This window comes from Enterococcus sp. AMC1251 (genome assembly GCF_058216535.1).
Genome location: NZ_CM177098.1, coordinates 435,506 through 458,594 on the forward strand (window position 1 = coordinate 435,506; position 23,089 = coordinate 458,594).

Genomic DNA, 23,089 nt, shown 5'->3' on the forward strand with positions numbered 1-23,089 from the left:
GCGTAGGGAAAGGAGGAACTAAGGAATGCCGAATGTAGCATTATTTAAACAAGATGGAACTCAAAATGGTGAAATCACTTTAAACGAAGAGATTTTCGGAATCGAACCAAATGAAACTGTTGTCTACGATGCAATCATCATGCAACGTGCTTCATTAAGACAAGGTACACACTCAGTAAAACACCGCGGAGAAGTTCGTGGCGGCGGCCGTAAACCATGGCGTCAAAAAGGAACTGGTCGTGCTCGTCAAGGGTCAATTCGTTCACCACAATGGCGTGGAGGTGGCGTAGTCTTCGGACCAACACCGCGTTCTTACAGCTACAAACTTCCTAAAAAAGTTCGTCGTTTAGCAATGAAATCTGTATTATCAGATAAAGTTGCTGAAAACAACTTGGTAGCAGTTGAAGCTTTAGGCTTTGATGCACCAAAAACAAAAGAATTTAAACAAGTTTTAACAAACTTATCTATTGATACGAAAGTATTAGTTGTTTTAGAAACAGGCAATGATTTTGCAGCATTATCTGCTCGTAATCTACCAAACGTTTCTGTAGTAACTTCTGATAACGTAAGTGTTTTAGATATCGTTTCTAATACTAAAGTATTGGCAACACAAACTGCTCTTACTCAAATTGAGGAGGTGCTTGCATAATGAACTTACTAGACGTAATCAAACGCCCAGTGATCACTGAAAAATCCATGCTAGCTATGGACGAAAAGAAATACACTTTCGAAGTGGACACTCGCGCAAATAAAACTTTAGTAAAACAAGCTGTTGTAGCAGCATTTGATGTTAAAGTTAAAAACGTAAACATCATTAACGTGCGTCCTAAATTCAAACGTATGGGCAAACACGCTGGTTACACAAAAAAACGTCGCAAAGCTGTTGTGACATTAACAGATGATTCAAAAGAAATTCAAATTTTCGATGCTGCTGAATAAGCAGTCCATGTTAACTATTAAATGGGAGGGAAAAAGACGTGGCGATTAAAAAGTATAAACCTACCACAAATGGCCGTCGTAATATGACAGCATCTGATTTCGCTGAAATCACGACATCAACACCGGAAAAATCGTTGTTGGCGCCATTAAAAAACCATGCCGGTCGTAACAACAACGGTCGTATTACAGTTCGTCATCAAGGTGGCGGTCACAAACGTCAATACCGTATGATCGACTTTAAACGTAATAAAGATAACGTTGTAGCGGTTGTCAAAACGATTGAGTATGATCCAAACCGTTCTGCTAACATTGCGTTAGTACATTACGAAGATGGAATTAAAGCATACATTCTAGCACCAAAAGGATTGGAAGTGGGCATGCGCCTTGTTTCCGGTACTGAAGCAGATATTAAAGTAGGGAACGCATTACCATTGGAAAACATTCCAGTAGGTACTGTTGTCCACAACATTGAAATGAAACCTGGTAAAGGCGGTCAATTGATTCGTTCTGCTGGAACAAGTGCTCAAGTACTTGGTAAAGAAGGCAAATACGTGTTAATTCGTTTGAATTCAGGCGAAGTTCGTATGATCTTAGCAACTTGCCGAGCAACTATCGGTTCTGTTGGTAACGAACAACACGAATTAATCAACATTGGTAAAGCAGGCCGCTCTCGTTGGATGCGCAAACGCCCAACTGTACGTGGTAGCGTAATGAACCCGAACGATCACCCACACGGTGGTGGTGAAGGGAAACAACCGATTGGACGTAAAGCGCCAGTATCACCTTGGGGTCAACCAGCTATCGGCTTGAAAACTCGTAATAAAAAAGCTAAATCAGACAAATTTATCGTTCGTCGTCGTACTAAATAATTTTTTTGACCATGTGTCGTACATTTTGAGAGGAGGTTCACCATGGGTCGTAGTTTGAAAAAAGGACCTTTCGTCGATGAGCATCTAATGAAAAAAGTAGAAGCTCAAGAAGGTGCTGAAAAGAAAAAAGTAATTAAAACTTGGTCTCGCCGTTCTACAATTTTCCCACAATTCGTTGGGTTTACAATTGCTGTATATGATGGACGTAAACACGTTCCTGTATACATCCAAGAAGATATGGTAGGACATAAATTAGGTGAATTTGCACCAACTAGAACTTATCGTGGCCACGGAGCCGACGATAAGAAAACTAGACGTTAATTTTGAGGGGAGGAAATGCAAATGTCAGAACAAATTACATCAGCTAAGGCAACTGCTAAAACAGTTCGCACTTCACCTCGTAAAGCCCGTTTAGTAATCGATCTTATCAGAGGTAAAAGCGTTGCGGATGCAATTTCTATCTTGAAATTCATGCCAAACAAATCTGCTGGAATCATTGAAAAAGTTTTAATGTCAGCAGTTGCTAACGCAGAAAATAACTTTGACTTAGACGTTGAAAACTTAGTAGTATCTGAAGCATTTGTCAACGAAGGACCAACAATGAAACGCTTCCGTCCACGTGCAAAAGGTTCAGCATCACCAATTAACAAACGTACAAGTCATCTTACAGTAGTCGTATCAGAAAAATAATCTGTTTAAACAGATGTCACTAGATCAGAGGAGGACTATTATTCTGAGAGGTTTAACTCTTAGTTAGTAATAGAACCAAACCTCTAAAGATTAAGAGGAGGGACAATCAGTGGGTCAAAAAGTACATCCAATAGGAATGCGTGTAGGCATCATCCGCGACTGGGATGCAAAATGGTATGCTGAAAAAGAGTATGCTGAGTTCTTACACGAAGATTTAAAAATCCGTAAATTTATCGCGACAAAACTTGCTGATGCCGCTGTGTCTACAATTGAGATCGAGCGCGCTGCAAATCGTGTGAACATTTCAATCCACACAGCTAAACCAGGTATGGTTATCGGTAAAGGCGGATCTGAAGTCGAAAACCTAAGAAAGTCATTAAATTCATTAACTGGTAAAAGAGTTCATATCAACATCATTGAAATCAAAAAACCAGATTTAGATGCAAAATTAGTAGGCGAAGGAATTGCACGTCAATTAGAAAATCGTGTTGCTTTCCGTCGTGCTCAAAAACAAGCGATCCAACGCACTATGCGTTCAGGCGCTAAAGGTATCAAAACACAAGTATCAGGTCGTTTAAATGGTGCTGATATTGCTCGTTCAGAAGGTTACTCTGAAGGTACTGTTCCACTTCACACTTTGCGTGCTGATATTGATTACGCATGGGAAGAAGCAGACACAACTTACGGAAAATTAGGAGTTAAAGTGTGGATTTACCGTGGAGAAATTCTTCCAACGAAAAAAAACGCTGAGAAAGGAGGGAAATAATCATGTTAGTACCTAAACGTGTAAAGCACCGTCGTGAATTTAGAGGTAAAATGCGTGGTGAAGCCAAAGGCGGAAAAGAAGTAGTATTTGGTGAATGGGGTTTACAAGCAACTGAATCTCACTGGATTACTAACCGACAAATCGAAGCTGCCCGTATTGCTATGACTCGTTATATGAAACGTGGCGGGAAAGTATGGATTAAAATTTTCCCTCACAAATCATACACAAGCAAAGCTATCGGTGTTCGTATGGGTAAAGGTAAAGGGGCACCTGAAGGCTGGGTTTCACCAGTTAAACGTGGCAAGATCATGTTTGAAATCGCAGGCGTGCCTGAAGAAGTAGCTCGTGAAGCACTTCGCCTTGCATCCCACAAATTACCGGTGAAAACCAAAATTGTAAAACGTGAGGAAATGGGTGGTGAATCGAATGAAGGTTAAAGAAATCAGAGAATTAACCACTGCCGAAATGCTTGAAAAAGAAAAGCAATTCAAAGAAGAATTATTTAATCTTAGATTCCAACTAGCAACAGGTCAATTAGAAAACACTGCACGTATTCAAGAAGTACGTCAATCGATTGCACGCATCAAAACAGTATTGCGTGAACAAGCTAACTAATAGTGGAAGGAGGCCAAACGCGTATGACTGAAGAAAGAAATCAACGCAAAGTTTACCAAGGACGTGTTGTTTCGGATAAGATGGATAAAACTATCACTGTTGTCGTAGAAACAAAGAAAAACCATCCTATTTATGGTAAACGTATGAAATATTCTAAGAAATACAAAGCTCATGATGAAAACAACACTGCAAAAGTTGGAGACATCGTAAGAATCATGGAAACTCGTCCATTATCAGCTACAAAACGTTTCCGTTTACTAGAGGTAGTCGAAGAAGCAGTTATTATCTAATAAAAACGAGATTTTCCTATATAGATTGAAACATAAAATCTGAAAGGGGGATACACATCGTGATCCAACAAGAAAGCCGATTAAAAGTCGCAGATAACTCAGGTGCTCGTGAAATCTTAACGATTAAAGTGCTAGGTGGTTCTGGACGTAAAACTGCTAATATTGGTGACGTGATTGTTGCTACGGTTAAACATGCAACGCCAGGTGGGGTTGTCAAAAAAGGTGAAGTCGTAAAAGCCGTTATCGTTCGTACTAAATCAGGAGCTCGTCGTACAGACGGTTCATACATTAAATTTGATGAAAATGCTGCTGTAATTATTCGTGATGATAAAAGCCCGCGTGGAACTCGTATCTTCGGTCCTGTTGCACGTGAATTACGTGAAAACAACTTCATGAAGATCGTTTCTCTAGCACCAGAAGTATTATAATCAGGACACGTATCAAAGGAGGTGCGAAACAGTAATGTTTGTTAAAAAAGGCGATAAAGTGAAAATTATCACTGGTAAAGACAAAAATAAAGAAGGCGTTGTATTAGCAGCGTTTCCTAAAAAAGACAAAGTCATCGTTGAAGGTGTTAACATCATGAAAAAACACCAAAAACCTAACCAAGCAGCGCCGCAAGGCGGAATCCTAGAAGTCGAAGCGCCGATTCATGTTTCTAATGTAATGGTGATTGACGGAACAGGTGTAGCTGGTCGTGTAGGTTACAAAGAAGTCGATGGTAAAAAAGTCCGTGTTTCTAAAAAAACCGGTGAAGTCTTAGATAAATAGATTAAAAGGAAGGAGGGGCTTACTAAATGAACCGCCTGAAAGAAAAATATATTAAAGAAATTACTCCATCATTAGTGGAAAAATTTAATTATAGTTCAGTTATGCAAACACCAAAAGTTGATAAGATTGTTATTAACATGGGTGTGGGTGACGCTGTTTCAAACGCAAAAAACTTAGATAAAGCAGTTGAAGAATTAGCATTGATCACAGGTCAAAAACCATTAATCACTAAAGCTAAGAAATCAATCGCTGGTTTCCGTTTACGTGAAGGTATGCCAATCGGTGCGAAAGTTACTTTACGCGGAGAAAGAATGTACGAATTTTTAGATAAATTAGTATCTGTTTCTCTACCTCGTGTACGTGACTTCCACGGAGTAAGCAAAAAAGCTTTTGACGGACGTGGTAACTATACTTTAGGTGTTAAAGAACAATTAATCTTCCCAGAAGTTGATTATGATTTAGTAGATAAAGTACGCGGTATGGACATCGTTATTGTAACGACAGCAAACACGGATGAAGAATCTCGTGAATTGTTGGCACAATTAGGTATGCCATTCCAAAAATAATAAAAGGAGGCGAACTACGTGGCTAAAAAATCAATGATTGCTAAAAACAAACGCCCTGCAAAACATTCAACACAAGCGTATACTCGTTGTGAACGTTGCGGACGTCCACATTCAGTTTATCGTAAATTTCATCTTTGCCGTATTTGCTTCCGCGAACTTGCCTATAAAGGTCAAATTCCCGGCGTGAAGAAAGCTAGCTGGTAAACAAGTAAACTCGCATAAAGGAGGTAAATAGTTCAATGGTCATGACAGATCCAATTGCAGATTTTCTAACGCGCATTCGTAATGCAAACATGGTTAAACATGAAAGCTTGGAAGTGCCTGCGTCAAAAATCAAACGTGATATCGCTGAAATCTTGAAACGTGAAGGTTTTGTACGCGATGTAGAATATATCGAAGATGACAAACAAGGCGTGATTCGTGTTTTCCTTAAATACGGTAAAAACGAAGAACGTGTTATCACAAACTTAAAACGTATCTCTAAACCAGGTTTACGTGCTTATGTCAAATCTGACGAAGTGCCTAAAGTATTAAACGGTCTAGGAATCGCAATTATCTCTACTTCTGAAGGTGTAGTAACCGACAAAGAAGCAAGAGCTAAAAACATCGGCGGCGAAGTAATCGCCTACGTATGGTAATTTAAAAAAACACACAAGGAGGTGTCTCTAAGTGAGCCGTATTGGTAATAAAATCGTTGAACTTCCTGCAGGCGTTGAAGTCAAGCAAGAAGGAAACAACATTACTGTAAAAGGACCTAAAGGTGAATTAACACGTGAATTTTCTGCTGATATCACAATGAATATCGAAGGAAACGTAGTAACGTTCACTCGTCCAAACGATAGCAAAGATATGAAAACAATTCACGGAACAACTCGTGCGAACTTCAACAACATGGTTGTTGGTGTAAGTACAGGCTTTGAAAAAGGTCTTGAACTTATCGGGGTTGGGTACCGTGCTCAAATGCAAGGGACTACATTAGTTCTTAACGTTGGGTATTCTCATCCAGTAGAAATCACACCACCAGCTGGTGTAACTGTAGAAGTACCTTCGAATACGCAAGTAGTTGTAAAAGGCGCTAACAAAGAACATGTTGGTGAATTAGCAGCAAACATTCGTGGTACTCGTCCTCCAGAACCTTATAAAGGCAAAGGGATCCGTTATGTTGGCGAATTCGTACGCCGTAAAGAAGGTAAAACTGGTAAATAATAGCAGCTTGAGAGTTATTTTTCAACTTCGTTTGAAAAATAACGATCCGTTGTCTATCGCAGCTTAACAGCTAGCAAATATAAAGAGGTGACAATTGTGATTACAAAACCAGATAAAAATAAAACACGCCAAAAGAGACATCGTCGTGTACGTAACAAAATCTCTGGTACTGCTGAGTGCCCACGCTTGAACGTATTCCGTTCTAACAAAAACATCTACGCGCAAATTATTGATGACGTAGCGGGTGTAACGCTAGCAAGTGCCTCTGCCTTAGATAAAGAAATTTCAGGTGGAAACAAAACAGAAACAGCTGCTGCTGTTGGTAAATTAATCGCTGAACGTGCCGCTGAAAAAGGCATTAAAGTAGTAGTCTTTGACCGTGGTGGATACCTTTACCATGGCCGCGTGCAAGCTTTAGCTGAAGCAGCGCGTGAAAATGGACTAGAATTTTAGGAGAAGGAGGAACACCATTCATGGTTTATATTGATCCAAAACACTTGGAATTAGAAGACCGCGTGGTTTCTATCAACCGTGTAACGAAAGTTGTTAAAGGTGGACGTCGTCTACGTTTTGCAGCACTAGTTGTTGTGGGAGATAAAAACGGTCACGTTGGTTTTGGGACTGGTAAAGCGCAAGAAGTGCCAGAAGCAATCCGTAAAGCAATCGAAGACGCGAAGAAAAACTTAGTTGAAGTGCCTATGGTTGGTTCTAGTATCCCTCACGAAGTGATCGGGGTATTCGGTGGTGGCCGCATCCTTATGAAACCTGCAGTAGAAGGTTCTGGGGTAGCTGCTGGTGGACCAGTTCGTGCCGTATTGGAATTAGCTGGTGTAGCAGATATTACATCGAAATCATTAGGTTCAAATACACCAATCAACGTTGTTCGCGCAACAGTTGAAGGGTTAAAACAATTAAAACGTGCCGAAGAAGTGGCAGCACTTCGCGGTAAATCTGTAGAAGAAATCTTAGGATAAGGAGGACAAAATAATGGCTGAATTAAAAGTTACATTAAAACGCAGCGTTATCGGACGTCCTCAAAACCAAAAAGATACAGTTAAAGCACTAGGTTTAGGTAAACTAAACAGCTCTGTTGTTAAACCTGCGAACGAAGCAATCAAAGGTATGATCAACACTGTGTCACATTTAGTGGACGTTGAAGAAGTTTAATTTACAATAGTACATTGTTAAGGAGGTGCCAAACCAATGAAACTTCATGAATTGAAACCTGCTGAAGGTTCACGCCAAGTACGTAACCGTGTTGGACGTGGTACTTCATCTGGTAATGGTAAAACTGCCGGCCGTGGACAAAAAGGGCAAAAAGCTCGTTCAGGCGGTGGTGTAAGACTTGGATTTGAAGGGGGTCAAACTCCATTATTCCGTCGTTTACCAAAACGCGGCTTCACGAATATCAACCGTAAAGATTATGCAGTCATCAACTTAGATGTCTTAAATCGTTTCGAAGATGGAACTGAAGTTACACCTGCAGGCTTGATCGAAGCTGGAATCGTGAAAAACGAAAAAGCTGGAATCAAAGTACTTGCTAATGGTGAATTAACAACTAAAAAATTAACTGTGAAAGCAGCTAAATTCTCTAAAGCAGCAGAAGAAGCAATTGTTGCAGCTGGTGGATCAATCGAGGTGATCTAATGTTTAAACTATTAAAAGATGCTTTTAAAGTCAAAGACATTAGATCAAAAATTTTATTTACTGTATTCATTCTTTTTGTATTTCGTTTAGGTGCACATATCACTGTACCTGGCGTAAATGCAAAAGGTTTGCAAGACTTAAGCAATTTGCCATTTTTAAATATGTTGAATATGGTCAGTGGTAGTGCGATGCAAAACTTCTCTATCTTCTCGATGGGGGTTTCGCCTTACATTACAGCATCGATCATCATCCAATTATTACAAATGGATATCATTCCAAAATTTGTAGAATGGTCAAAGCAAGGTGAAGTTGGACGGAAGAAGTTGAATCAAGCAACAAGATATTTAACGATTGTTTTAGGTATCGCACAATCGATTGGGATTACTGCTGGATTTCAACAATTAAGTTCAGTTGGGATTGTAAAAAATCCTAACATTAACACGTTTGTGATGATCTCTGTGATTTTAACTGGTGGAACAATGTTTGTTACATGGTTAGGAGAACAAATTACTGAAAAAGGAATCGGTAACGGGGTTTCAATGATTATCTTCGCCGGGATTATTTCTCGTGTACCAGGAGGTATTAAAGAAATTATTGACGATTACTTTATCAATATTGAGTCTTCTAGAATTTGGCAGTCTGCTATTTTTATTGCAATTTTAATTATTGCGATTTTGATTATTGTTACAATAGTAACATTTTTCCAGCAAGCAGAACGAAAAATTCCGATCCAATATACAAAACGTGTTTCTGGTGCGCCAACTAGTAGCTATTTACCACTAAAAGTAAATGCTGCCGGGGTTATCCCAGTTATCTTTGCTAGTTCGTTGATTGCAACGCCAAATGCAGTTTTACAAGCCTTCTCTAGTAGTTACTCTGGTGAAGGATGGTATGATATTATGACACAAATTTTTAGTTACAATACCGTTCCAGGTGCGATTATTTATACTGTACTGATCGTCGCTTTCACATTCTTCTACGCATTTGTCCAAGTTAACCCTGAGAAATTAGCGGAAAACTTACAAAAGCAAGGAAGCTATATTCCAAGCGTACGACCAGGTAAAGGGACAGAAGAATATATTTCTGGAATGTTAATGAGACTAAGTGTTGTCGGTTCTATATTCCTAGGTTTAGTTGCGTTACTTCCGATTATTGCACAAATGGTTTGGAAATTACCGCAGTCTATTGGTCTGGGAGGAACGAGCTTGCTGATTGTGATAGGTGTTGCATTAGAAACAGCGAAACAATTAGAAGGTTTAATGTTGAAACGTCAATATGTTGGCTTTATCAATAAGTAAGAGTCGTGTGTTGAGGGATTGCCTCAGCACCATTCTCTTTCTAGGCTAGCTTCAAAAGCCAGCCTTTAAAATTAGGAGGAAATGAAATGAACCTCATTTTAATGGGACTGCCTGGAGCAGGCAAAGGGACCCAAGCAGAACAGATCGTGGATACTTATAGTATTCCTCATATTTCTACAGGAGATATGTTCCGTGCTGCAATGAAAAACGAAACTGCTCTTGGCTTAGAAGCGAAATCTTATATCGATAAAGGTGCTTTGGTTCCTGACGATGTAACAAATGGAATTGTCAAAGAACGTTTGGCAGAATCAGATACTGATAAAGGCTTTTTATTAGATGGTTTTCCACGTACTTTGGATCAAGCAAAAGCATTGGATAAAATGTTAACAGAATTAAATAAAAAAATTGATGCTGTCATCGACATCCATGTAGAAGAGGAAATTTTGGTTGAACGTTTAGCTGGGCGATTTATCTGTCGCTCGTGTGGAGCAACTTACCATAAAATCTTCAACCCTCCTACTGTAGAAGGAACATGTGATCGTTGCGGCGGACATGAATTTTATCAAAGAGAAGATGACAAGCCTGAAACGGTCAAAAACCGTCTGGCAGTCAACATCAAAAGCAGTGCGCCAATTTTAGATTTTTATAAAGCTAAAAACGTATTGTATACAATAGATGGGAATCGCGAGATCGATACTGTTTTTTCTGAAGTGAAAGAAATCATTGAAAAGAAATAGTTTTCTGATTTGCTGCAAACTTACCATTTGTGTTTGATTCAGATTCTCTTGCCAAATAGAATAGTTTATGATAGAATATATCAGTCCGACTTCTATCTTTTTGTAGAAGTTTAATTGAAAATTCTAGGTGGGGGCTGAAGTTTCCGCCATTTTATCGTGTGAAAATGCGAAACAAGTACAAGGAGGTACTGTGCGTGGCTAAAGAAGATATGATTGAAGTCGAAGGTACAGTCGTCGAAACTTTGCCGAATGCAATGTTTAAAGTTGAACTAGAAAATGGACACCAAGTTCTTGCTACTGTTTCCGGTAAGATCCGTATGCATTATATTCGAATTTTGCCTGGAGATAAAGTAACTGTAGAGTTATCGCCATATGATTTAACTCGTGGTCGAATCACTTATCGCTTTAAATAATTGTACTCCGTAAAATTCAAGGAGGTATTATCATGAAAGTAAGACCATCAGTAAAACCAATGTGTGAACATTGTAAAGTAATTCGCCGTAAAGGACGTGTTATGGTCATTTGCCCAGCAAATCCAAAACATAAACAACGTCAAGGATAATAGGAGGTGTAACGTAGAATGGCTCGTATTGCAGGAGTAGACATCCCTCGTGATAAACGTGTAGTGATTTCCCTTACTTACATTTTTGGTATTGGTAACACTACTGCTAAGAAAGTTTTAGCAAACGTTGGTGTATCTGAAGATATTCGTGTTCGTGATTTAACAAACGAACAAACAGATGCTATCCGTGCGGAAATTGATAAGTTAAAAATTGAAGGTGATCTTCGTCGTGAAGTGAACTTGAACATCAAACGCTTGATGGAAATCGGTTCATACCGTGGAATCCGTCACCGTCGTGGATTACCAACTCGTGGACAAAACACGAAAAATAATGCACGTACTCGTAAAGGCCCAGCTCGTACTGTAGCAGGCAAGAAAAAATAATTCCTAAGTGAAGGAGGTTAGATCTTCATGGCAGCAAAAAAAGTTAGTCGTAAACGCCGTGTGAAAAAGAATATAGAAACTGGGATTGCACATATCCATTCTACATTCAATAATACAATTGTAATGATCACTGACAGTCATGGTAATGCTTTAGCATGGTCATCTGCAGGCTCATTAGGTTTCAAAGGAAGCAAAAAATCAACACCGTTTGCAGCTCAAATGGCCGCAGAAGCTGCAACTAAAGCAGCACAAGAACATGGACTTAAAACTGTTGATGTAACAGTTAAAGGACCAGGTTCTGGACGTGAAGCAGCGATTCGTTCATTGCAAGCAACAGGTTTAGAAGTGACTGCAATTCGTGACGTGACTCCAGTTCCTCATAATGGATGCCGCCCTCCAAAACGCCGTCGTGTTTAATGAGTGCCACTCATTCTGAGTTTGAATTAAGAACGTCATTGAACAAGACACTTTTCGTTTTGAAAGGGGTATAGATAAGAATGATTGAATTTGAAAAACCAAGAATCGAAAAAATTGATGAGAATAGAGATTATGGCAAGTTCGTCGTTGAACCACTGGAAAGAGGTTACGGAACTACTTTAGGCAATTCTCTACGTCGTATTTTATTATCTTCTCTACCAGGAGCTGCTATTACCAATATTCAAATCGATGGTGTGTTGCATGAATTCTCTACCGTTAAAGGTGTAAGAGAAGACGTAACTCAAATCATTTTGAATATCAAAGGTCTAGCATTAAAGCTTTACGCAGAAGAAGAAAAAACCCTTGAGATCGATATTACAGGACCTGCTACAGTAACTGCTGGCGATATTATCGTCGACAGCGATGTTGAGATCTTGAATAAAGATTTAATTATCTGTAGTGTCTCTGAAGGAGCTACTTTCCATGCTCGCTTAACAGTGAAACCTGGTCGTGGCTATGTTCAAGCAGACGAAAATAAAAAGGAAGATATGCCAATTGGTGTTCTCCCTGTTGATTCCATCTACACACCAGTTCGCCGTGTGAACTACCAAGTAGAAAACACTCGTGTTGGTCGTCGTGATGACTTCGACAAATTAACAATGGAAATATGGACTGATGGTTCAATCATTCCTCAAGAAGCCCTTAGCTTAGCTGCTAAGATTATGACGGAGCATTTAGACATCTTTGTTAACCTCACTGATGAAGCGAAAAACGCTGAAATTATGGTTGAAAAAGAAGAAACACAAAAAGAAAAAATGCTAGAAATGACCATCGAAGAACTAGACTTGTCTGTTCGTTCATATAACTGTTTAAAACGTGCAGGGATTAACACTGTACAAGAACTTACAAATAAATCTGAACCAGAAATGATCAAAGTACGTAATTTAGGTCGTAAATCTCTTGAAGAGGTTAAACTAAAACTACATGATTTAGGTTTAGGTTTACGTAAAGACGATTAATACTCTTTACGAAGGATGCTAGCTCGACTTATTATTTATTTTTAGTCGAACTGTATACGAAACTTAGTGAAGGAGGAAAACCAACGTGGGTTATCGTAAATTAGGACGCACATCAAGCCAACGTAAGGCAATGTTGCGTGACTTAACTACTGATTTAATTATCAATGAACGCATCGTTACGACTGAAGCTCGTGCGAAAGAAATTCGTTCAACTACAGAAAAAATGATTACTTTAGGCAAACGTGGAGATCTTCATGCACGTCGTCAAGCGGCTACTTTTGTACGTAATGAAGTTGCTAGCGTACGTGAAGAAGACGAAAAAATCGTTGTTGAATCAGCTTTACAAAAGTTATTCAATGATCTTGCACCTCGTTATGCTGAACGCCAAGGTGGTTACACTCGTATCTTGAAGACAGAACCAAGACGCGGAGATGCAGCACCAATGGTAATTATCGAATTTGTTAAATAATCAAACTATACCGTCACTTTATAGATGATTCTTTTAGAGTGTTATGATGTTGGAGGCGACTCCTAGTCTAGCTCAACGCTTTCCCTGTCGAACTTGGTTCGATAGGGGAGCACTCATCATATTATAAGGTGTATTTTTTTGTCCTAAGATTTTCTTCTTAGGACTTTTTTGTTTTGAAGCGTTAAAGATACTAATAGTAGTTATGTTATTGCATCTAGGTGTGAATTTTAGTATACTTTTATTAGTCGGAATTTTCAGACGAAAATTAAAAGGGGTTTAAAGGGGGAGTAATATGTCACAAATGACAGCTTTCACATTACTGATGGCTATTTTGTACATTGGGGATGTTGTATCAAGTAAAACAAAAGCTTGGATCTCGTCTGTTTTTGTGTGCGCGGTACTATTTGTTATTGGCTATTGGACGTTTTTTCCAGAGAATATTGTTGAAATTGCTGGTATTCCACCAGTTGTTGCGACATTATTGATGTACCTGTTGATTACAAATATGGGCACACTGTTATCAATTAAAGAGTTAGTAAACCAATGGAAAACGATCGTAATCACACTTTCAGGAATTTTAGGAATCGTTGTATTATTATTAAGCGTGGGATCAGTAGTTTTCGGTTTAAAAACAGTACTAGTTGCAGTTCCGCCTCTAGTTGGTGGCGTTGTTTCATCATTAATTATGTCTGAAGCAGCTCAAACAGCGGGTCTAACCTCATTATCTGTATTTGCTATTTTAATTTATGTAATGCAAGGATTCGCTGGGTATCCATTAACTTCAATTATGCTAAAAAAAGAAGGAAAACGAATGCTTGAAAAATACCGCAACGGAGAATGGTTACCTGTCCACGAACAAGAAAATGGACAGGTAGCAGTAGATGAAGATATACCAAAACTATTTAAAAATATTCCGAAAAAATATCATACTGATTTTTCACGAATATTTCGTTTAGCACTCGTGTGCTTGATAGCATACTATGTTTCAGTATGGTGTGCACCGTTTCTAAACATTAGTCCGTTTGTCTTATGTCTATTTTTTGGTGTTGTGGCCTCATCATTAGGATTTTTAGAAAAACAACCGCTAAAAAAAGCCAATAGTTTTGGTTTTGCTATTTTAGGATTAATGTTATTTATTTTTGATGGACTAAAAAAGGCAACGCCTGAGATGCTAGAGAAACTATTTTTACCGATGGTTGGTATCATTATTGTTGGCGTTATTGGAATGTATTTTTTTTCAGCAATTGCTGGAAGATTACTAGGCGTGAGTAAAGAAATGGCGTTTGCTGTCTCGTTGACAGCCTTATATGGCTTTCCAGCAGATTATATCATAACGAATGAAGTTATTCAGTCGTTAACGGATGATGAAAAAGAAAAAGAAGCGTTGACAAGTCATATGATGCCACCGATGTTAGTTGCTGGATTTATAACAGTTACGATTGTTTCAGTCGTATTGGCTGGAATCTTTTCAAGTATTTTATTGAGTCTATAGAAATGAGGGAATACAATGAAAGAAATAAAAGCGTTGGTTCAAAAGTATAAAGAAGAAATGATCGATTTTAGAAGAGATCTACATCAACATCCTGAATTGCAATTTGAGGAATTCAGAACAACGGAAAAGGTTGCTCAAACGTTAGATAAAATCGATATTCCTTATCGTAAGACTGAACCTACAGGAATTATTGCGGAGCTTGTTGGAGGTAAACCTGGAAAAACTGTTGCTTTGCGGGCAGATATGGATGCGTTACCTGTTCAAGAATTGACTGACGGTATCCCTTACAAGTCATTAGAAGATGGTAAAATGCATGCATGTGGTCATGATGCCCATACAGCGATGTTGTTGACTGCAGCAAAAGCGTTAAAAGAAGTACAAGAACAAATAAAAGGAACCGTCCGTTTTATTTTCCAGCCTTCAGAAGAAAATGCTCAAGGTGCTAAAGCAATGGTCGCTCAAGGCGCAGTAGAAGGTGTAGATGATATCTTTGGCATTCATATTTGGTCGCAAATGCTTTCAGGAACAGCTTCTTGTGTTGTCGGCACATCATTTGCCTCGGCAGATATTTTTTCGATTGCTTTTAAAGGACGCGGTGGACATGGAGCTATGCCAGATGCTTGTGTAGATGCAGCGCTCATAGCTTCGTCATTTGTAATGAATGTGCAAACGATCGTTTCTAGAGAAACCAATCCATTAGATCCAGTTGTGGTGACTGTAGGTAAGATGGATGTAGGGACACGTTTTAATGTTATTGCTGAAAATGCTAGATTAGAAGGAACTGTCCGCTGTTTTAGCATTGAGACTCGTGATAGAGTTGAGAAAGCCTTAAAACGCTATGCAGAGCAAACCGCGGCCACTTACGGAGGGAGTGCTGTAGTAGACTATAATTATGGAACAGTTCCTGTAATAAATGATGAAGCAGATGCCTTATTTACACAGTCACTTATCAAAGAAAACTTTGGTGAGTCAGCGCTGATGCAAGAACCACCCACCACTGGAGGAGAAGATTTCAGTTACTTTACTGAGAGTACATCTGGTTGTTTTGCACTGGTCGGTTGTGGAAATCCAGAGAAAGATACACAATGGGCTCATCACCATGGACGTTTTAATGTGGATGAAGATGCTATGGAAATGGGAGCAGAACTATATGCGCAATATGCTTTTGAGTACTTAAATAAGTAGCCATTTCCTTAATGAAAGTGGCTCGCCAAAAAAGATGAAAGGAGACAAAGTTGTTTTCTCTCATCTTTTTTAGTTAGTTTGAGTTAATAAGTCGATTATCTAAAAAAAATTTCTGTCTTGACAGATAAGAATACACATAAATGTACTTATTTTGGTATAATAGAGAATAGTGCAAAGGCAAGAATTGATGATTGAAAAAACACTGATTTTTTGTTAGTGTTAGTAAGACTAAATAATTGAGGGAGTACGCGATGCAACCGATAATTGAATTAAAAAATATCAACTTTAACTATCAACCTGAAGATGCTTCTCCCGCTTTGAAAGATGTATCTTTTTCCATCCAACAAGGTGAGTGGATTGCAATTATAGGACATAATGGATCAGGAAAATCAACATTAGCAAAAACAATTAACGGATTGTTGTTACCTGCTTCAGGTAGTATTTCAGTTGGTGGAAAAGAATTAAATGAAACGAACGTTTGGGATATCCGTAAAATGGTAGGGATGGTTTTTCAAAACCCAGACAATCAGTTTGTTGGATCAACAGTAGAAGATGATGTCGCATTCGGTTTAGAAAACCAAGGAATTCCTCGTGAGGAAATGCTTATTAGAGTGAAAGATGCCTTAGAAAAGGTGCGGATGAGTACATTTGCCACACGGGAACCTGCTCGTTTATCGGGCGGTCAAAAGCAACGCGTAGCAATTGCAGGTGTGGTCGCTTTACGCCCAAATATCATTATATTAGATGAAGCTACAAGCATGCTTGATCCAGAAGGACGAGAAGAAGTTATTTCGACAATCAAAAAAATCAAAGAAGAAAGCAATTTGACAGTTATTTCCATTACCCATGATATCGATGAAGCAGCTAATGCGAATCGGATTTTAGTCATGAAGCAAGGTGAACTTGTTAGTGAAGGCACACCAGAGAAAATTTTTTCAGCAGGAACTAAACTGATCCAGATGGGTTTAGATCTTCCTTTTCCTGAAAAACTAAAAATTGCTTTAAAGCAACGTGGCGTTGATGTACCAAATGACTATTTGACTGAAGAAAGGATGGTGGATTGGTTATGGACATCCGTTTTGAACAAGTAGATTTTACTTATCAACCAAATACACCATTTGAACAACGAGCATTATTTGATTTAAATTTAACTATAGAGAATAGTTCCTATACAGCGATTGTCGGACATACTGGCAGTGGGAAATCAACCTTGTTACAGCACTTGAATGCCTTAGTGAAACCAACAAAAGGGACAGTAACGATTGGGGATCGAGTGATTGTTCCAGAAACAAATAATAAAAATTTAAAACCGATTCGTAAAAAAGTCGGGATCGTCTTTCAATTTCCAGAAGCTCAATTGTTTGAAGAGACTGTTGCTAAAGATATTGCTTTTGGACCAAAGAATTTTGGTGTATCCGTAGAAGAATCGGAAAGATTGGCTGCTGAAATGCTTGGTTTAGTTGGGTTGGATGCTAGTTATTTAGACCGTTCTCCATTTGAATTGTCAGGAGGACAAATGCGTCGTGTAGCGATTGCTGGTGTTTTAGCGATGGAACCAGAAGTGTTGGTTTTGGATGAACCGACAGCTGGACTTGATCCACAAGGGCGCAAAGAGATGATGGAAATGTTCCAACATCTACACGAAGAACGTGGTATGACGATTGTTTTAGTGACTCATTTAATGGATGATGTGGCAAATTATGCGGATCATGTAATCGTATTAGAACAAGGAAAAATTGTCAAAGCTGGTACGCCGCAAGAAGTATTTCAAGATATCAACTGGCTGAAAGAAAAACAATTGGGTGTACCAACAGCTGCGACTTTTGCTGAGAAATTAAGAGATAAAGGCTTTTTATTTGAGAAATTACCATTAACTGCTGAAGCTTTGGCAGACGATTTATTACAAGGATTAAAAAAGGCAGGTGAAGACCTGTGATGAACAAATTAATTTTGGGACGCTATATTCCGGGAAATTCATTCATTCATACGATGGATCCAAGAGCAAAGCTTATTGCAAGTTTTTATTTTATTGGTATTATCTTTTTAGCGAATAATTGGCAGACGTATAGTTTGTTAGCTATTTTTACATTATTTGCTATTTTTCTTTCAAAAGTGAATATTCGTTTCTTTATTCGCGGGATTAAACCGCTTATTTGGTTGATTTTATTCACGGTTGTTTTACAGATGCTATTTACTCAAGGTGGAGAAGTTTACTTTAGTTGGGCAATTTTTACAATTACTGAATTTGGCGTCATCAATGGTTTGTTTATTTTCTGCCGTTTTGTGTTAATTATCTTCATGTCTACATTATTAACATTAACAACGCCTCCTCTGGATTTATCAGATGCAATCGAGTATTTATTACGTCCGTTGAAAGTGGTGCGCTTTCCTGTTCATGAAGTCTCGTTGATGTTGTCGATTGCTTTGCGTTTTGTTCCAACATTGATGGATGAGACCGAAAAAATTATGAATGCTCAACGTGCCCGCGGAGTGGATTTTGGTGAAGGGCGTTTGATTCAAAAAATGAAGGCGGTGGTACCGCTATTGATTCCGTTGTTTGTTAGTAGTTTTAATCGAGCAGAAGATTTAGCAATTGCGATGGAAGCTCGTGGCTACCAAGGTGGAGAGGGGCGAACGAAGTATCGCGTTCTTCACTGGCATTCGAAAGATACAGCAGTGATGCTGGCATTTGCTGTCTTAACTGCAGTGTTGATTTTTTTAAGAAGTTAGAAGTAAAGGTGGAAAAGAAATGCCTCGCTATAAAGCAATAATCGCGTATGACGGAACGAATTTTAATGGATTTCAAGCTCAGCCAAATGGACGAACTGTTCAAGAAGAGCTTGAAAAAACACTGAAAAAAATGAATAATGGCAAAACAATCACGATTTTTGGTTCAGGTCGGACAGATGCAGGTGTTCATGCAAAAGGGCAGGTCATTCATTTTGATTACCCACAGGCGCGAGAGTTAGAAAGAATGCGTTATGCGTTAGATACGCAAACGCCAGAAGATATTGCTGTAAAAAGTGTGGAGATTGTCCCAGATGATTTTCATGCCCGCTATCATGTTATAGAAAAGACCTATCAATTTCGTGTAGACATTGGTAAACCGAGAAATCCGTTCAAACGATTCTACGCCAGCTATTTTCCATATGAAATCGACACGAAAAAAATTCAGCGTGCATTGACTGATTTAATCGGAACACATGATTTTACCTCATTTTGTGCTTCTGGAACAGAGATTGAAGATAAAGTTCGAACAATTCATGAAGCGACTCTTATGGTGAATGAAGCAGGAGACGAATTGATTTTTACGTTTCGTGGGGATGGTTTTTTGTATAAGATGATCCGAATTTTAGTAGGAACACTACTTAAAATGGGAAATGGACGGATGGATGAAACATTGATTCCAGAAATTATCGCAGCAAAAGATCGTAATTTAGCAGGCCCAACTGCTCATCCTGAAGGCTTGTATTTGGTCGAAGTGACATATGAATGATAAAAAAAGTTCTTAGCTTTAAGTGGGCTGAGAACTTTTTTCATGGGGGGAAAACTAGTGATTTCCTTCTTCTACATGGAATTGCTCTGCTTGCGCTCGAGAAACTCGCTCGGAAATTTTCAAGAATGGAAGATAGAAAAATAGCGTGATAAGTAGAATAATAATTTGTAAAAAAGCGACTTTCCAATCTCCAGAACTAGCAAGAAAACCACTGATAATTGGAGGCGTTGTCCAAGGAACTAATACGGAGAGCGGTTTAACAAAGCCAACTGCAGTAGCAAGATATCCAATTAAAGCACCAATTGCAGGACTGAATATAAAAGGAATCATCATTGGAATATTAAAAACAATAGGCAAGCCAAAAATAATCGGTTCATTAATTTCAAAAATGCTAGGAGCGACAGATAAACTAACCACATCTTTGTAAGGTTTATAGTTAATAAATAAAATAACTGCAAGAATCAAAGCCATCGTTCCACCTGTCCCGCCCATTTGGCTGTAAACAGTGATGAACGAACTATTGATAATATGAGGAGCTTCTTTTCCATCATTGATAGCAGCCATATTTTCATTCATATTAACTAATAAAAGGGGATCAAGTAACGAACCATTGATAACTGTCTGATGAATTCCCAAGGTGAACAAGAAATTTCCTGTAGTGTAAATCAGTAAAAATCCTAGAAGAGAAGTATTGATTTTTCTTAAAGGTTCTTGAATCAATGTTGAGATTAATGTAATGAGATCTGTATCAAACAAGGAAATTAAAATTGCTGAAATAACAGCAAAAAAACTTAACGTAATAATTGAGGGAAGCAACGAACTGAAACTACGACCAACAGCAGGTGGTACTTGATCGCCTAAATTGATTTGCAATTTTTTGATAGAAGAGACCCGCATATATAACTCCGTTGCAAGTAAGCCGATGATAATACCAGAAAACATTCCTTGTGTCCCTAAATTACTATAGGTTAAAATTCCGTCTATATTGACTGTAGTTTCGGAACCAACGGGTGTTAACGTGTAAGTCATCGCCATCATGATAACTAATGTTGAAGTAGCCACGGCAGTAGCAGAAATCGGATTATTGAAATTTTTATTTTTTGCGAGATAATAAGCAATCATCGGTGCAATCAGTAGACCAGCAATATTTAACGTACCATTCGTAATTACGTTGCCAAAAGTCTGTAACTTAATTAAAGTATCGCCACTAAAGGCAAAAGGAAACAAAACATTATTTACTAAAACAGCTAAACCAGCTAAAATAAACATCGGCATAATGGTAGTAAAGGCATCTCGCAAAGAGCGAAGATGCACTTGATTCCCAATTTTGACAGAAACTTCTGTGAATTTATCTAGAAAACTTTTCTTGTTTACGTTCATAAAGACTATTCCCCTTTGCTGTAAATGACTTCTCCATTAGTAGCAATCACTTGTTTAAACCAGTCATAACTTTTCTTAGGTACGCGTTTCATATCTAATAAATCATGATTTGTTCGATTAACATAGACGAGTCCATAACGTTTGCGCATATCACCTTGAGAACTTAGAATATCAATCAAGCCCCAGCCAAGATAACCAATAACTTCTACACCATCAATAAACATTGCATCATACATCGCTTTTAAGTGATCATGATGATACTGGATTCTATAATCGTCTTGAATTGGATTAATGCCATCCCATTCTTCTTGAACGCCAATACCATTTTCGATGGGAAACACAGGTAAACGGTAACGTTGATATATTTTATTTAAAACATCTCTAAAACCAAGTGGATCAATTTGCCAATTCCATTCAGTTGTAGTGATATTCGGATTATCTTCTTTGCCGTAATCCAAGAAAAAGTTTGGCGCTGTTCCAACTGGAATTTTTTCTGCATTCACAGTTGTTGAAGCATAATAACTGAAACTTATAAAATCATTTTTTTGCTTTCCAATATCTTCTAGCTCTCCAGGAAGAATTCCCATGTCGATTTGGTTATTTTTGACAAAGGTCATCATTTCATGAGAATACACGCCTTTCGTATACGCATCGAGCAAAGTATAATTGACAAACTCATCCCATTTTCTAGCGACTAGGATATCTTTTGGATTACTTGTAGCGGGATAGACCTCAGAATAAGCTAACATTCCACCAATTTTAGCTTCTGTTGTTTCATGAATATAATTGGCAATTCTAGCATGAGCAGTCATTACGTTATGCAAAATTTTATAAAGATCATCAATGGACTTTTCACCTTTTAAGTAGCCACTAATTTTGAACGCTTCTGAAACATGGTATAAATTTTGTTCATTGAAGACAATCCAATATTTAACTTTATCTGAAAAACGGTCGACCATTTCTTTTCCATAACGAACAAATGCATTTAGTACCTCTTTACTCATTAAGCCATTGTATTTTTCTGCTAGATGCAAAGGCATGTCAAAATGATACAAACAAATCATCGGTTCAATGCCGCGATCTAATAATCCATCAATCAACCGTTCATAATAGGCAATACCTTCTTCATTGAACGAACCGTCACCATCTTTTACTACACGGCTCCATGAAATTTGAAAACGATACATATTCATACCTAAATCTTTAATGTAATCCAAGTCTTCATCAAAATGATGAAAATTATCGTTAGCAAAATGCCAATCACTAGCAAATTCTGATGCTTCACGGATATCATAAACGGATAAGCTTTTTCCGCCTTCATTCCACCCCCCTTCAGTTTGCATACTTGAAACAGAGTTCCCCCAAAAAAAATTATTGTTCGGTTTCATAATGATTCTCCTATTTCTTTTTTTGTAGTAAACGTTTACATCTAGATCTTACACCATTGTTTTTAAAATGTAAAGTCATTTAAATTTAAAAGAACAACATTTAAGGAAGTTGATAATGCATATGATTCGTTTTATAATGAATAAAAGAGAAATGAATGTGAGGATTAATTATGTCGAGGTACAGAGAAGTCGCAGACGATATTCGGTCAAAAATTGTTGATGGATTTTATAACAGCGAAAAACCAATGCCAGAGCAAGTATTGCTAGCCAAAGAATACGAAACAAGCCGAATGACAATACAAAAAGCGTTGGAAATTTTAAGAATCGAAGGATTAGTATACAGTCGAAGAGGTTCTGGTACATTTGTAAGACAAAATGCTCGTACATTATCGGAGCTAGACAGCCAAGCAGATATGTATAATGGTGTAACAAAACATTTAGGCTCAAAAGGAAAAATAACGAGTAAAATTATTTCCTTCACTATTCGTTTTCCTAATGAAATCGAGTGCGAAAAGTTAATGATTGACAGTTCAAAACCAGTATATGATATCATTCGCCTGCGTTACTTTAAAGAGGAGCCTTTATTATTAGAATATACAATCATGCCAATTGAAGTAATTACAGGAATCACTGAAAAAGTCTTGCATCACTCAATTTATACTCATATCGAAGAAACGTTAGGGTTTGGTATAGGGGTTGCCAATCGCAGAATTCATGCGGATAGACCAAATGAAAATGATAAAAAATATCTAGAATGTAAAGAAATTGATCCAATTTTAGAAGTGGATCAAGTGGTGTTTTTAGATTCAGGCATTCCTTTTGAATATTCGCAAACACGTCATAGATATGATAAAGGAGATATCGTCGTGGTGAATTTAAATGCGAAACGAGGATAAAGAAGCT

The 23,089-nt window shown here is 38.1% G+C and carries 36 protein-coding genes; 34 read left to right on the forward strand and 2 right to left on the reverse strand.

Translation table 11 applies throughout. From position 1 onward, the window contains the following. Window positions 1-25: 25 nt before the first annotated feature. The 33 genes from rplD to truA all read left to right on the forward strand — a co-directional run bounded on the left by rplD (window position 26) and on the right by truA (window position 19,418). On the forward strand, window positions 26-649 hold the full coding sequence (rplD, locus tag AC4BBR_RS01940) for a 50S ribosomal protein L4 (protein WP_010770620.1): 624 nt from the start codon (window positions 26-28) through the stop codon (window positions 647-649). Continuing rightward, a complete protein-coding gene (gene rplW, locus AC4BBR_RS01945) occupies window positions 649-939 on the forward strand; it encodes a 50S ribosomal protein L23 (RefSeq protein ID WP_010761688.1) in 291 nt (96 codons plus the stop codon). The genes rplD and rplW overlap by 1 nt, the downstream gene beginning before the upstream one ends. 38 nt (window positions 940-977) lie before the next feature. After that, window positions 978-1,808, forward strand: coding sequence for a 50S ribosomal protein L2 (gene rplB / locus AC4BBR_RS01950; protein WP_490460924.1), 831 nt, complete (start codon window positions 978-980; stop codon window positions 1,806-1,808). A 42-nt stretch (window positions 1,809-1,850) separates the two neighbouring features. Beyond that, window positions 1,851-2,129 carry a 30S ribosomal protein S19 gene (gene rpsS / locus AC4BBR_RS01955; protein ID WP_069635460.1) on the forward strand — a complete coding sequence of 93 codons (279 nt, stop codon included), beginning with the start codon at window positions 1,851-1,853 and terminating at the stop codon, window positions 2,127-2,129. A 21-nt stretch (window positions 2,130-2,150) separates the two neighbouring features. Then, complete coding sequence (rplV, locus tag AC4BBR_RS01960) at window positions 2,151-2,498, forward strand: 50S ribosomal protein L22 (RefSeq protein WP_010761685.1); 348 nt, start codon at window positions 2,151-2,153, stop codon at window positions 2,496-2,498. 109 nt (window positions 2,499-2,607) lie between these two features. After that, window positions 2,608-3,264, forward strand: coding sequence for a 30S ribosomal protein S3 (gene rpsC / locus AC4BBR_RS01965; protein WP_490460925.1), 657 nt, complete (start codon window positions 2,608-2,610; stop codon window positions 3,262-3,264). 2 nt (window positions 3,265-3,266) lie between these two features. Next, a complete protein-coding gene (gene rplP, locus AC4BBR_RS01970) occupies window positions 3,267-3,701 on the forward strand; it encodes a 50S ribosomal protein L16 (RefSeq protein WP_289868718.1) in 435 nt (144 codons plus the stop codon). After that, window positions 3,691-3,879 (forward strand): 50S ribosomal protein L29, encoded by a 189-nt coding sequence (gene rpmC, locus AC4BBR_RS01975; protein WP_010761682.1) that lies wholly within the window; start codon window positions 3,691-3,693, stop codon window positions 3,877-3,879. Before rplP ends, rpmC begins: the two co-directional genes overlap by 11 nt. 23 nt (window positions 3,880-3,902) lie before the next feature. Beyond that, on the forward strand, window positions 3,903-4,169 hold the full coding sequence (rpsQ, locus tag AC4BBR_RS01980) for a 30S ribosomal protein S17 (protein ID WP_010761681.1): 267 nt from the start codon (window positions 3,903-3,905) through the stop codon (window positions 4,167-4,169). A 59-nt stretch (window positions 4,170-4,228) separates the two neighbouring features. Further along, window positions 4,229-4,597: a 50S ribosomal protein L14 gene (gene rplN, locus AC4BBR_RS01985; RefSeq protein WP_010761680.1), complete on the forward strand. Its 369-nt coding sequence runs from the start codon at window positions 4,229-4,231 to the stop codon at window positions 4,595-4,597. Window positions 4,598-4,631: 34 nt separating this feature from the next. Next, window positions 4,632-4,940 (forward strand): 50S ribosomal protein L24, encoded by a 309-nt coding sequence (gene rplX / locus AC4BBR_RS01990; RefSeq protein ID WP_010761679.1) that lies wholly within the window; start codon window positions 4,632-4,634, stop codon window positions 4,938-4,940. 26 nt (window positions 4,941-4,966) lie between these two features. Further along, a complete protein-coding gene (gene rplE / locus AC4BBR_RS01995) occupies window positions 4,967-5,506 on the forward strand; it encodes a 50S ribosomal protein L5 (protein WP_071878400.1) in 540 nt (179 codons plus the stop codon). Between the two features lie 18 nt (window positions 5,507-5,524). Next, entirely contained in the window at window positions 5,525-5,710 is a 186-nt protein-coding gene (locus AC4BBR_RS02000) for a type Z 30S ribosomal protein S14 (RefSeq protein ID WP_002356214.1), read from the forward strand. Between the two features lie 35 nt (window positions 5,711-5,745). Continuing rightward, window positions 5,746-6,144: a 30S ribosomal protein S8 gene (rpsH, locus tag AC4BBR_RS02005; RefSeq protein WP_010761677.1), complete on the forward strand. Its 399-nt coding sequence runs from the start codon at window positions 5,746-5,748 to the stop codon at window positions 6,142-6,144. A 31-nt stretch (window positions 6,145-6,175) separates the two neighbouring features. Continuing rightward, the gene (gene rplF, locus AC4BBR_RS02010) at window positions 6,176-6,712 is read left to right on the forward strand and encodes a 50S ribosomal protein L6 (protein ID WP_490460926.1); all 537 of its coding nucleotides are present in this window, start codon (window positions 6,176-6,178) and stop codon (window positions 6,710-6,712) included. 96 nt (window positions 6,713-6,808) lie between these two features. Further along, window positions 6,809-7,165, forward strand: a complete 357-nt coding sequence (rplR, locus tag AC4BBR_RS02015) for a 50S ribosomal protein L18 (RefSeq protein WP_086330813.1) — start codon at window positions 6,809-6,811, stop codon at window positions 7,163-7,165. Window positions 7,166-7,185: 20 nt separating this feature from the next. Further along, the gene (gene rpsE, locus AC4BBR_RS02020; protein WP_010761674.1) at window positions 7,186-7,686 is read left to right on the forward strand and encodes a 30S ribosomal protein S5; all 501 of its coding nucleotides are present in this window, start codon (window positions 7,186-7,188) and stop codon (window positions 7,684-7,686) included. A gap of 13 nt (window positions 7,687-7,699) precedes the next feature. Continuing rightward, window positions 7,700-7,879, forward strand: a complete 180-nt coding sequence (gene rpmD / locus AC4BBR_RS02025) for a 50S ribosomal protein L30 (protein ID WP_010761673.1) — start codon at window positions 7,700-7,702, stop codon at window positions 7,877-7,879. Window positions 7,880-7,915: 36 nt separating this feature from the next. After that, window positions 7,916-8,359: a 50S ribosomal protein L15 gene (rplO, locus tag AC4BBR_RS02030; protein WP_010761672.1), complete on the forward strand. Its 444-nt coding sequence runs from the start codon at window positions 7,916-7,918 to the stop codon at window positions 8,357-8,359. Further along, the gene (secY, locus tag AC4BBR_RS02035; protein ID WP_490460927.1) at window positions 8,359-9,657 is read left to right on the forward strand and encodes a preprotein translocase subunit SecY; all 1,299 of its coding nucleotides are present in this window, start codon (window positions 8,359-8,361) and stop codon (window positions 9,655-9,657) included. Before rplO ends, secY begins: the two co-directional genes overlap by 1 nt. 86 nt (window positions 9,658-9,743) lie before the next feature. Further along, on the forward strand, window positions 9,744-10,394 hold the full coding sequence (locus AC4BBR_RS02040; protein ID WP_490460928.1) for an adenylate kinase: 651 nt from the start codon (window positions 9,744-9,746) through the stop codon (window positions 10,392-10,394). A gap of 194 nt (window positions 10,395-10,588) precedes the next feature. Then, window positions 10,589-10,807, forward strand: a complete 219-nt coding sequence (gene infA / locus AC4BBR_RS02045) for a translation initiation factor IF-1 (protein ID WP_002356224.1) — start codon at window positions 10,589-10,591, stop codon at window positions 10,805-10,807. A 32-nt stretch (window positions 10,808-10,839) separates the two neighbouring features. Then, a complete protein-coding gene (gene rpmJ, locus AC4BBR_RS02050; RefSeq protein ID WP_002288710.1) occupies window positions 10,840-10,956 on the forward strand; it encodes a 50S ribosomal protein L36 in 117 nt (38 codons plus the stop codon). 18 nt (window positions 10,957-10,974) lie between these two features. After that, the gene (gene rpsM, locus AC4BBR_RS02055; protein WP_010766211.1) at window positions 10,975-11,340 is read left to right on the forward strand and encodes a 30S ribosomal protein S13; all 366 of its coding nucleotides are present in this window, start codon (window positions 10,975-10,977) and stop codon (window positions 11,338-11,340) included. 27 nt (window positions 11,341-11,367) lie between these two features. After that, complete coding sequence (gene rpsK / locus AC4BBR_RS02060) at window positions 11,368-11,757, forward strand: 30S ribosomal protein S11 (RefSeq protein ID WP_010761668.1); 390 nt, start codon at window positions 11,368-11,370, stop codon at window positions 11,755-11,757. 80 nt (window positions 11,758-11,837) lie between these two features. Then, window positions 11,838-12,776: a DNA-directed RNA polymerase subunit alpha gene (locus AC4BBR_RS02065; RefSeq protein ID WP_461744029.1), complete on the forward strand. Its 939-nt coding sequence runs from the start codon at window positions 11,838-11,840 to the stop codon at window positions 12,774-12,776. 85 nt (window positions 12,777-12,861) lie between these two features. Next, window positions 12,862-13,245, forward strand: a complete 384-nt coding sequence (gene rplQ / locus AC4BBR_RS02070) for a 50S ribosomal protein L17 (protein WP_010761666.1) — start codon at window positions 12,862-12,864, stop codon at window positions 13,243-13,245. Between the two features lie 292 nt (window positions 13,246-13,537). Continuing rightward, window positions 13,538-14,737 (forward strand): hypothetical protein, encoded by a 1,200-nt coding sequence (locus AC4BBR_RS02075; protein WP_490460929.1) that lies wholly within the window; start codon window positions 13,538-13,540, stop codon window positions 14,735-14,737. A gap of 15 nt (window positions 14,738-14,752) precedes the next feature. After that, window positions 14,753-15,922, forward strand: coding sequence for a M20 family metallopeptidase (locus AC4BBR_RS02080; protein ID WP_490460930.1), 1,170 nt, complete (start codon window positions 14,753-14,755; stop codon window positions 15,920-15,922). A 251-nt stretch (window positions 15,923-16,173) separates the two neighbouring features. After that, window positions 16,174-17,013 (forward strand): energy-coupling factor ABC transporter ATP-binding protein, encoded by an 840-nt coding sequence (locus AC4BBR_RS02085; RefSeq protein WP_490460931.1) that lies wholly within the window; start codon window positions 16,174-16,176, stop codon window positions 17,011-17,013. Continuing rightward, window positions 16,989-17,858 (forward strand): energy-coupling factor ABC transporter ATP-binding protein, encoded by an 870-nt coding sequence (locus AC4BBR_RS02090; RefSeq protein ID WP_490460932.1) that lies wholly within the window; start codon window positions 16,989-16,991, stop codon window positions 17,856-17,858. The genes AC4BBR_RS02085 and AC4BBR_RS02090 overlap by 25 nt, the downstream gene beginning before the upstream one ends. Then, window positions 17,855-18,652 carry an energy-coupling factor transporter transmembrane component T family protein gene (locus AC4BBR_RS02095; protein WP_490460933.1) on the forward strand — a complete coding sequence of 266 codons (798 nt, stop codon included), beginning with the start codon at window positions 17,855-17,857 and terminating at the stop codon, window positions 18,650-18,652. Before AC4BBR_RS02090 ends, AC4BBR_RS02095 begins: the two co-directional genes overlap by 4 nt. A 19-nt stretch (window positions 18,653-18,671) precedes the next feature. After that, window positions 18,672-19,418 (forward strand): tRNA pseudouridine(38-40) synthase TruA, encoded by a 747-nt coding sequence (gene truA, locus AC4BBR_RS02100; protein ID WP_490460934.1) that lies wholly within the window; start codon window positions 18,672-18,674, stop codon window positions 19,416-19,418. Window positions 19,419-19,472: 54 nt separating this feature from the next. Here the strand turns inward: truA and AC4BBR_RS02105 are convergent, their stop codons facing one another. Next, complete coding sequence (locus AC4BBR_RS02105) at window positions 19,473-20,798, reverse strand: PTS sugar transporter subunit IIC (RefSeq protein WP_490460935.1); 1,326 nt, start codon at window positions 20,796-20,798, stop codon at window positions 19,473-19,475. 5 nt (window positions 20,799-20,803) lie between these two features. Continuing rightward, the gene (locus tag AC4BBR_RS02110) at window positions 20,804-22,186 is read right to left on the reverse strand and encodes a glycoside hydrolase family 1 protein (RefSeq protein WP_490460936.1); all 1,383 of its coding nucleotides are present in this window, start codon (window positions 22,184-22,186) and stop codon (window positions 20,804-20,806) included. Window positions 22,187-22,356: 170 nt separating this feature from the next. On the opposite strand from AC4BBR_RS02110, the gene AC4BBR_RS02115 reads away from it, so the two are divergent. Continuing rightward, window positions 22,357-23,082, forward strand: a complete 726-nt coding sequence (locus AC4BBR_RS02115) for a GntR family transcriptional regulator (RefSeq protein ID WP_490460937.1) — start codon at window positions 22,357-22,359, stop codon at window positions 23,080-23,082. Window positions 23,083-23,089: the final 7 nt, after the last annotated feature.

What these genes read in the sequence shown, in the direction of transcription:
- rplD (WP_010770620.1), top strand. Translation starts at nt 26, where the DNA reads ATGCCGAATGTAGCATTATTTAAACAAGATGGAACTCAAAATGGTGAA.
- rplW (WP_010761688.1), top strand. Translation starts at nt 649, where the DNA reads ATGAACTTACTAGACGTAATCAAACGCCCAGTGATCACTGAAAAATCC.
- rpsS (WP_069635460.1), top strand. Translation starts at nt 1,851, where the DNA reads ATGGGTCGTAGTTTGAAAAAAGGACCTTTCGTCGATGAGCATCTAATG.
- rplV (WP_010761685.1), top strand. Translation starts at nt 2,151, where the DNA reads ATGTCAGAACAAATTACATCAGCTAAGGCAACTGCTAAAACAGTTCGC.
- rplP (WP_289868718.1), top strand. Translation starts at nt 3,267, where the DNA reads ATGTTAGTACCTAAACGTGTAAAGCACCGTCGTGAATTTAGAGGTAAA.
- rpmC (WP_010761682.1), top strand. Translation starts at nt 3,691, where the DNA reads ATGAAGGTTAAAGAAATCAGAGAATTAACCACTGCCGAAATGCTTGAA.
- rpsQ (WP_010761681.1), top strand. Translation starts at nt 3,903, where the DNA reads ATGACTGAAGAAAGAAATCAACGCAAAGTTTACCAAGGACGTGTTGTT.
- rplX (WP_010761679.1), top strand. Translation starts at nt 4,632, where the DNA reads ATGTTTGTTAAAAAAGGCGATAAAGTGAAAATTATCACTGGTAAAGAC.
- rplE (WP_071878400.1), top strand. Translation starts at nt 4,967, where the DNA reads ATGAACCGCCTGAAAGAAAAATATATTAAAGAAATTACTCCATCATTA.
- rpsH (WP_010761677.1), top strand. Translation starts at nt 5,746, where the DNA reads ATGGTCATGACAGATCCAATTGCAGATTTTCTAACGCGCATTCGTAAT.
- rpsE (WP_010761674.1), top strand. Translation starts at nt 7,186, where the DNA reads ATGGTTTATATTGATCCAAAACACTTGGAATTAGAAGACCGCGTGGTT.
- rpmD (WP_010761673.1), top strand. Translation starts at nt 7,700, where the DNA reads ATGGCTGAATTAAAAGTTACATTAAAACGCAGCGTTATCGGACGTCCT.
- rplO (WP_010761672.1), top strand. Translation starts at nt 7,916, where the DNA reads ATGAAACTTCATGAATTGAAACCTGCTGAAGGTTCACGCCAAGTACGT.
- secY (WP_490460927.1), top strand. Translation starts at nt 8,359, where the DNA reads ATGTTTAAACTATTAAAAGATGCTTTTAAAGTCAAAGACATTAGATCA.
- AC4BBR_RS02040 (WP_490460928.1), top strand. Translation starts at nt 9,744, where the DNA reads ATGAACCTCATTTTAATGGGACTGCCTGGAGCAGGCAAAGGGACCCAA.
- rpmJ (WP_002288710.1), top strand. Translation starts at nt 10,840, where the DNA reads ATGAAAGTAAGACCATCAGTAAAACCAATGTGTGAACATTGTAAAGTA.
- rpsM (WP_010766211.1), top strand. Translation starts at nt 10,975, where the DNA reads ATGGCTCGTATTGCAGGAGTAGACATCCCTCGTGATAAACGTGTAGTG.
- rpsK (WP_010761668.1), top strand. Translation starts at nt 11,368, where the DNA reads ATGGCAGCAAAAAAAGTTAGTCGTAAACGCCGTGTGAAAAAGAATATA.
- AC4BBR_RS02065 (WP_461744029.1), top strand. Translation starts at nt 11,838, where the DNA reads ATGATTGAATTTGAAAAACCAAGAATCGAAAAAATTGATGAGAATAGA.
- AC4BBR_RS02075 (WP_490460929.1), top strand. Translation starts at nt 13,538, where the DNA reads ATGTCACAAATGACAGCTTTCACATTACTGATGGCTATTTTGTACATT.
- AC4BBR_RS02080 (WP_490460930.1), top strand. Translation starts at nt 14,753, where the DNA reads ATGAAAGAAATAAAAGCGTTGGTTCAAAAGTATAAAGAAGAAATGATC.
- AC4BBR_RS02085 (WP_490460931.1), top strand. Translation starts at nt 16,174, where the DNA reads ATGCAACCGATAATTGAATTAAAAAATATCAACTTTAACTATCAACCT.
- AC4BBR_RS02090 (WP_490460932.1), top strand. Translation starts at nt 16,989, where the DNA reads ATGGACATCCGTTTTGAACAAGTAGATTTTACTTATCAACCAAATACA.
- truA (WP_490460934.1), top strand. Translation starts at nt 18,672, where the DNA reads ATGCCTCGCTATAAAGCAATAATCGCGTATGACGGAACGAATTTTAAT.
- AC4BBR_RS02105 (WP_490460935.1), bottom strand. Translation starts at nt 20,798, where the DNA reads ATGAACGTAAACAAGAAAAGTTTTCTAGATAAATTCACAGAAGTTTCT.
- AC4BBR_RS02110 (WP_490460936.1), bottom strand. Translation starts at nt 22,186, where the DNA reads ATGAAACCGAACAATAATTTTTTTTGGGGGAACTCTGTTTCAAGTATG.
- AC4BBR_RS02115 (WP_490460937.1), top strand. Translation starts at nt 22,357, where the DNA reads ATGTCGAGGTACAGAGAAGTCGCAGACGATATTCGGTCAAAAATTGTT.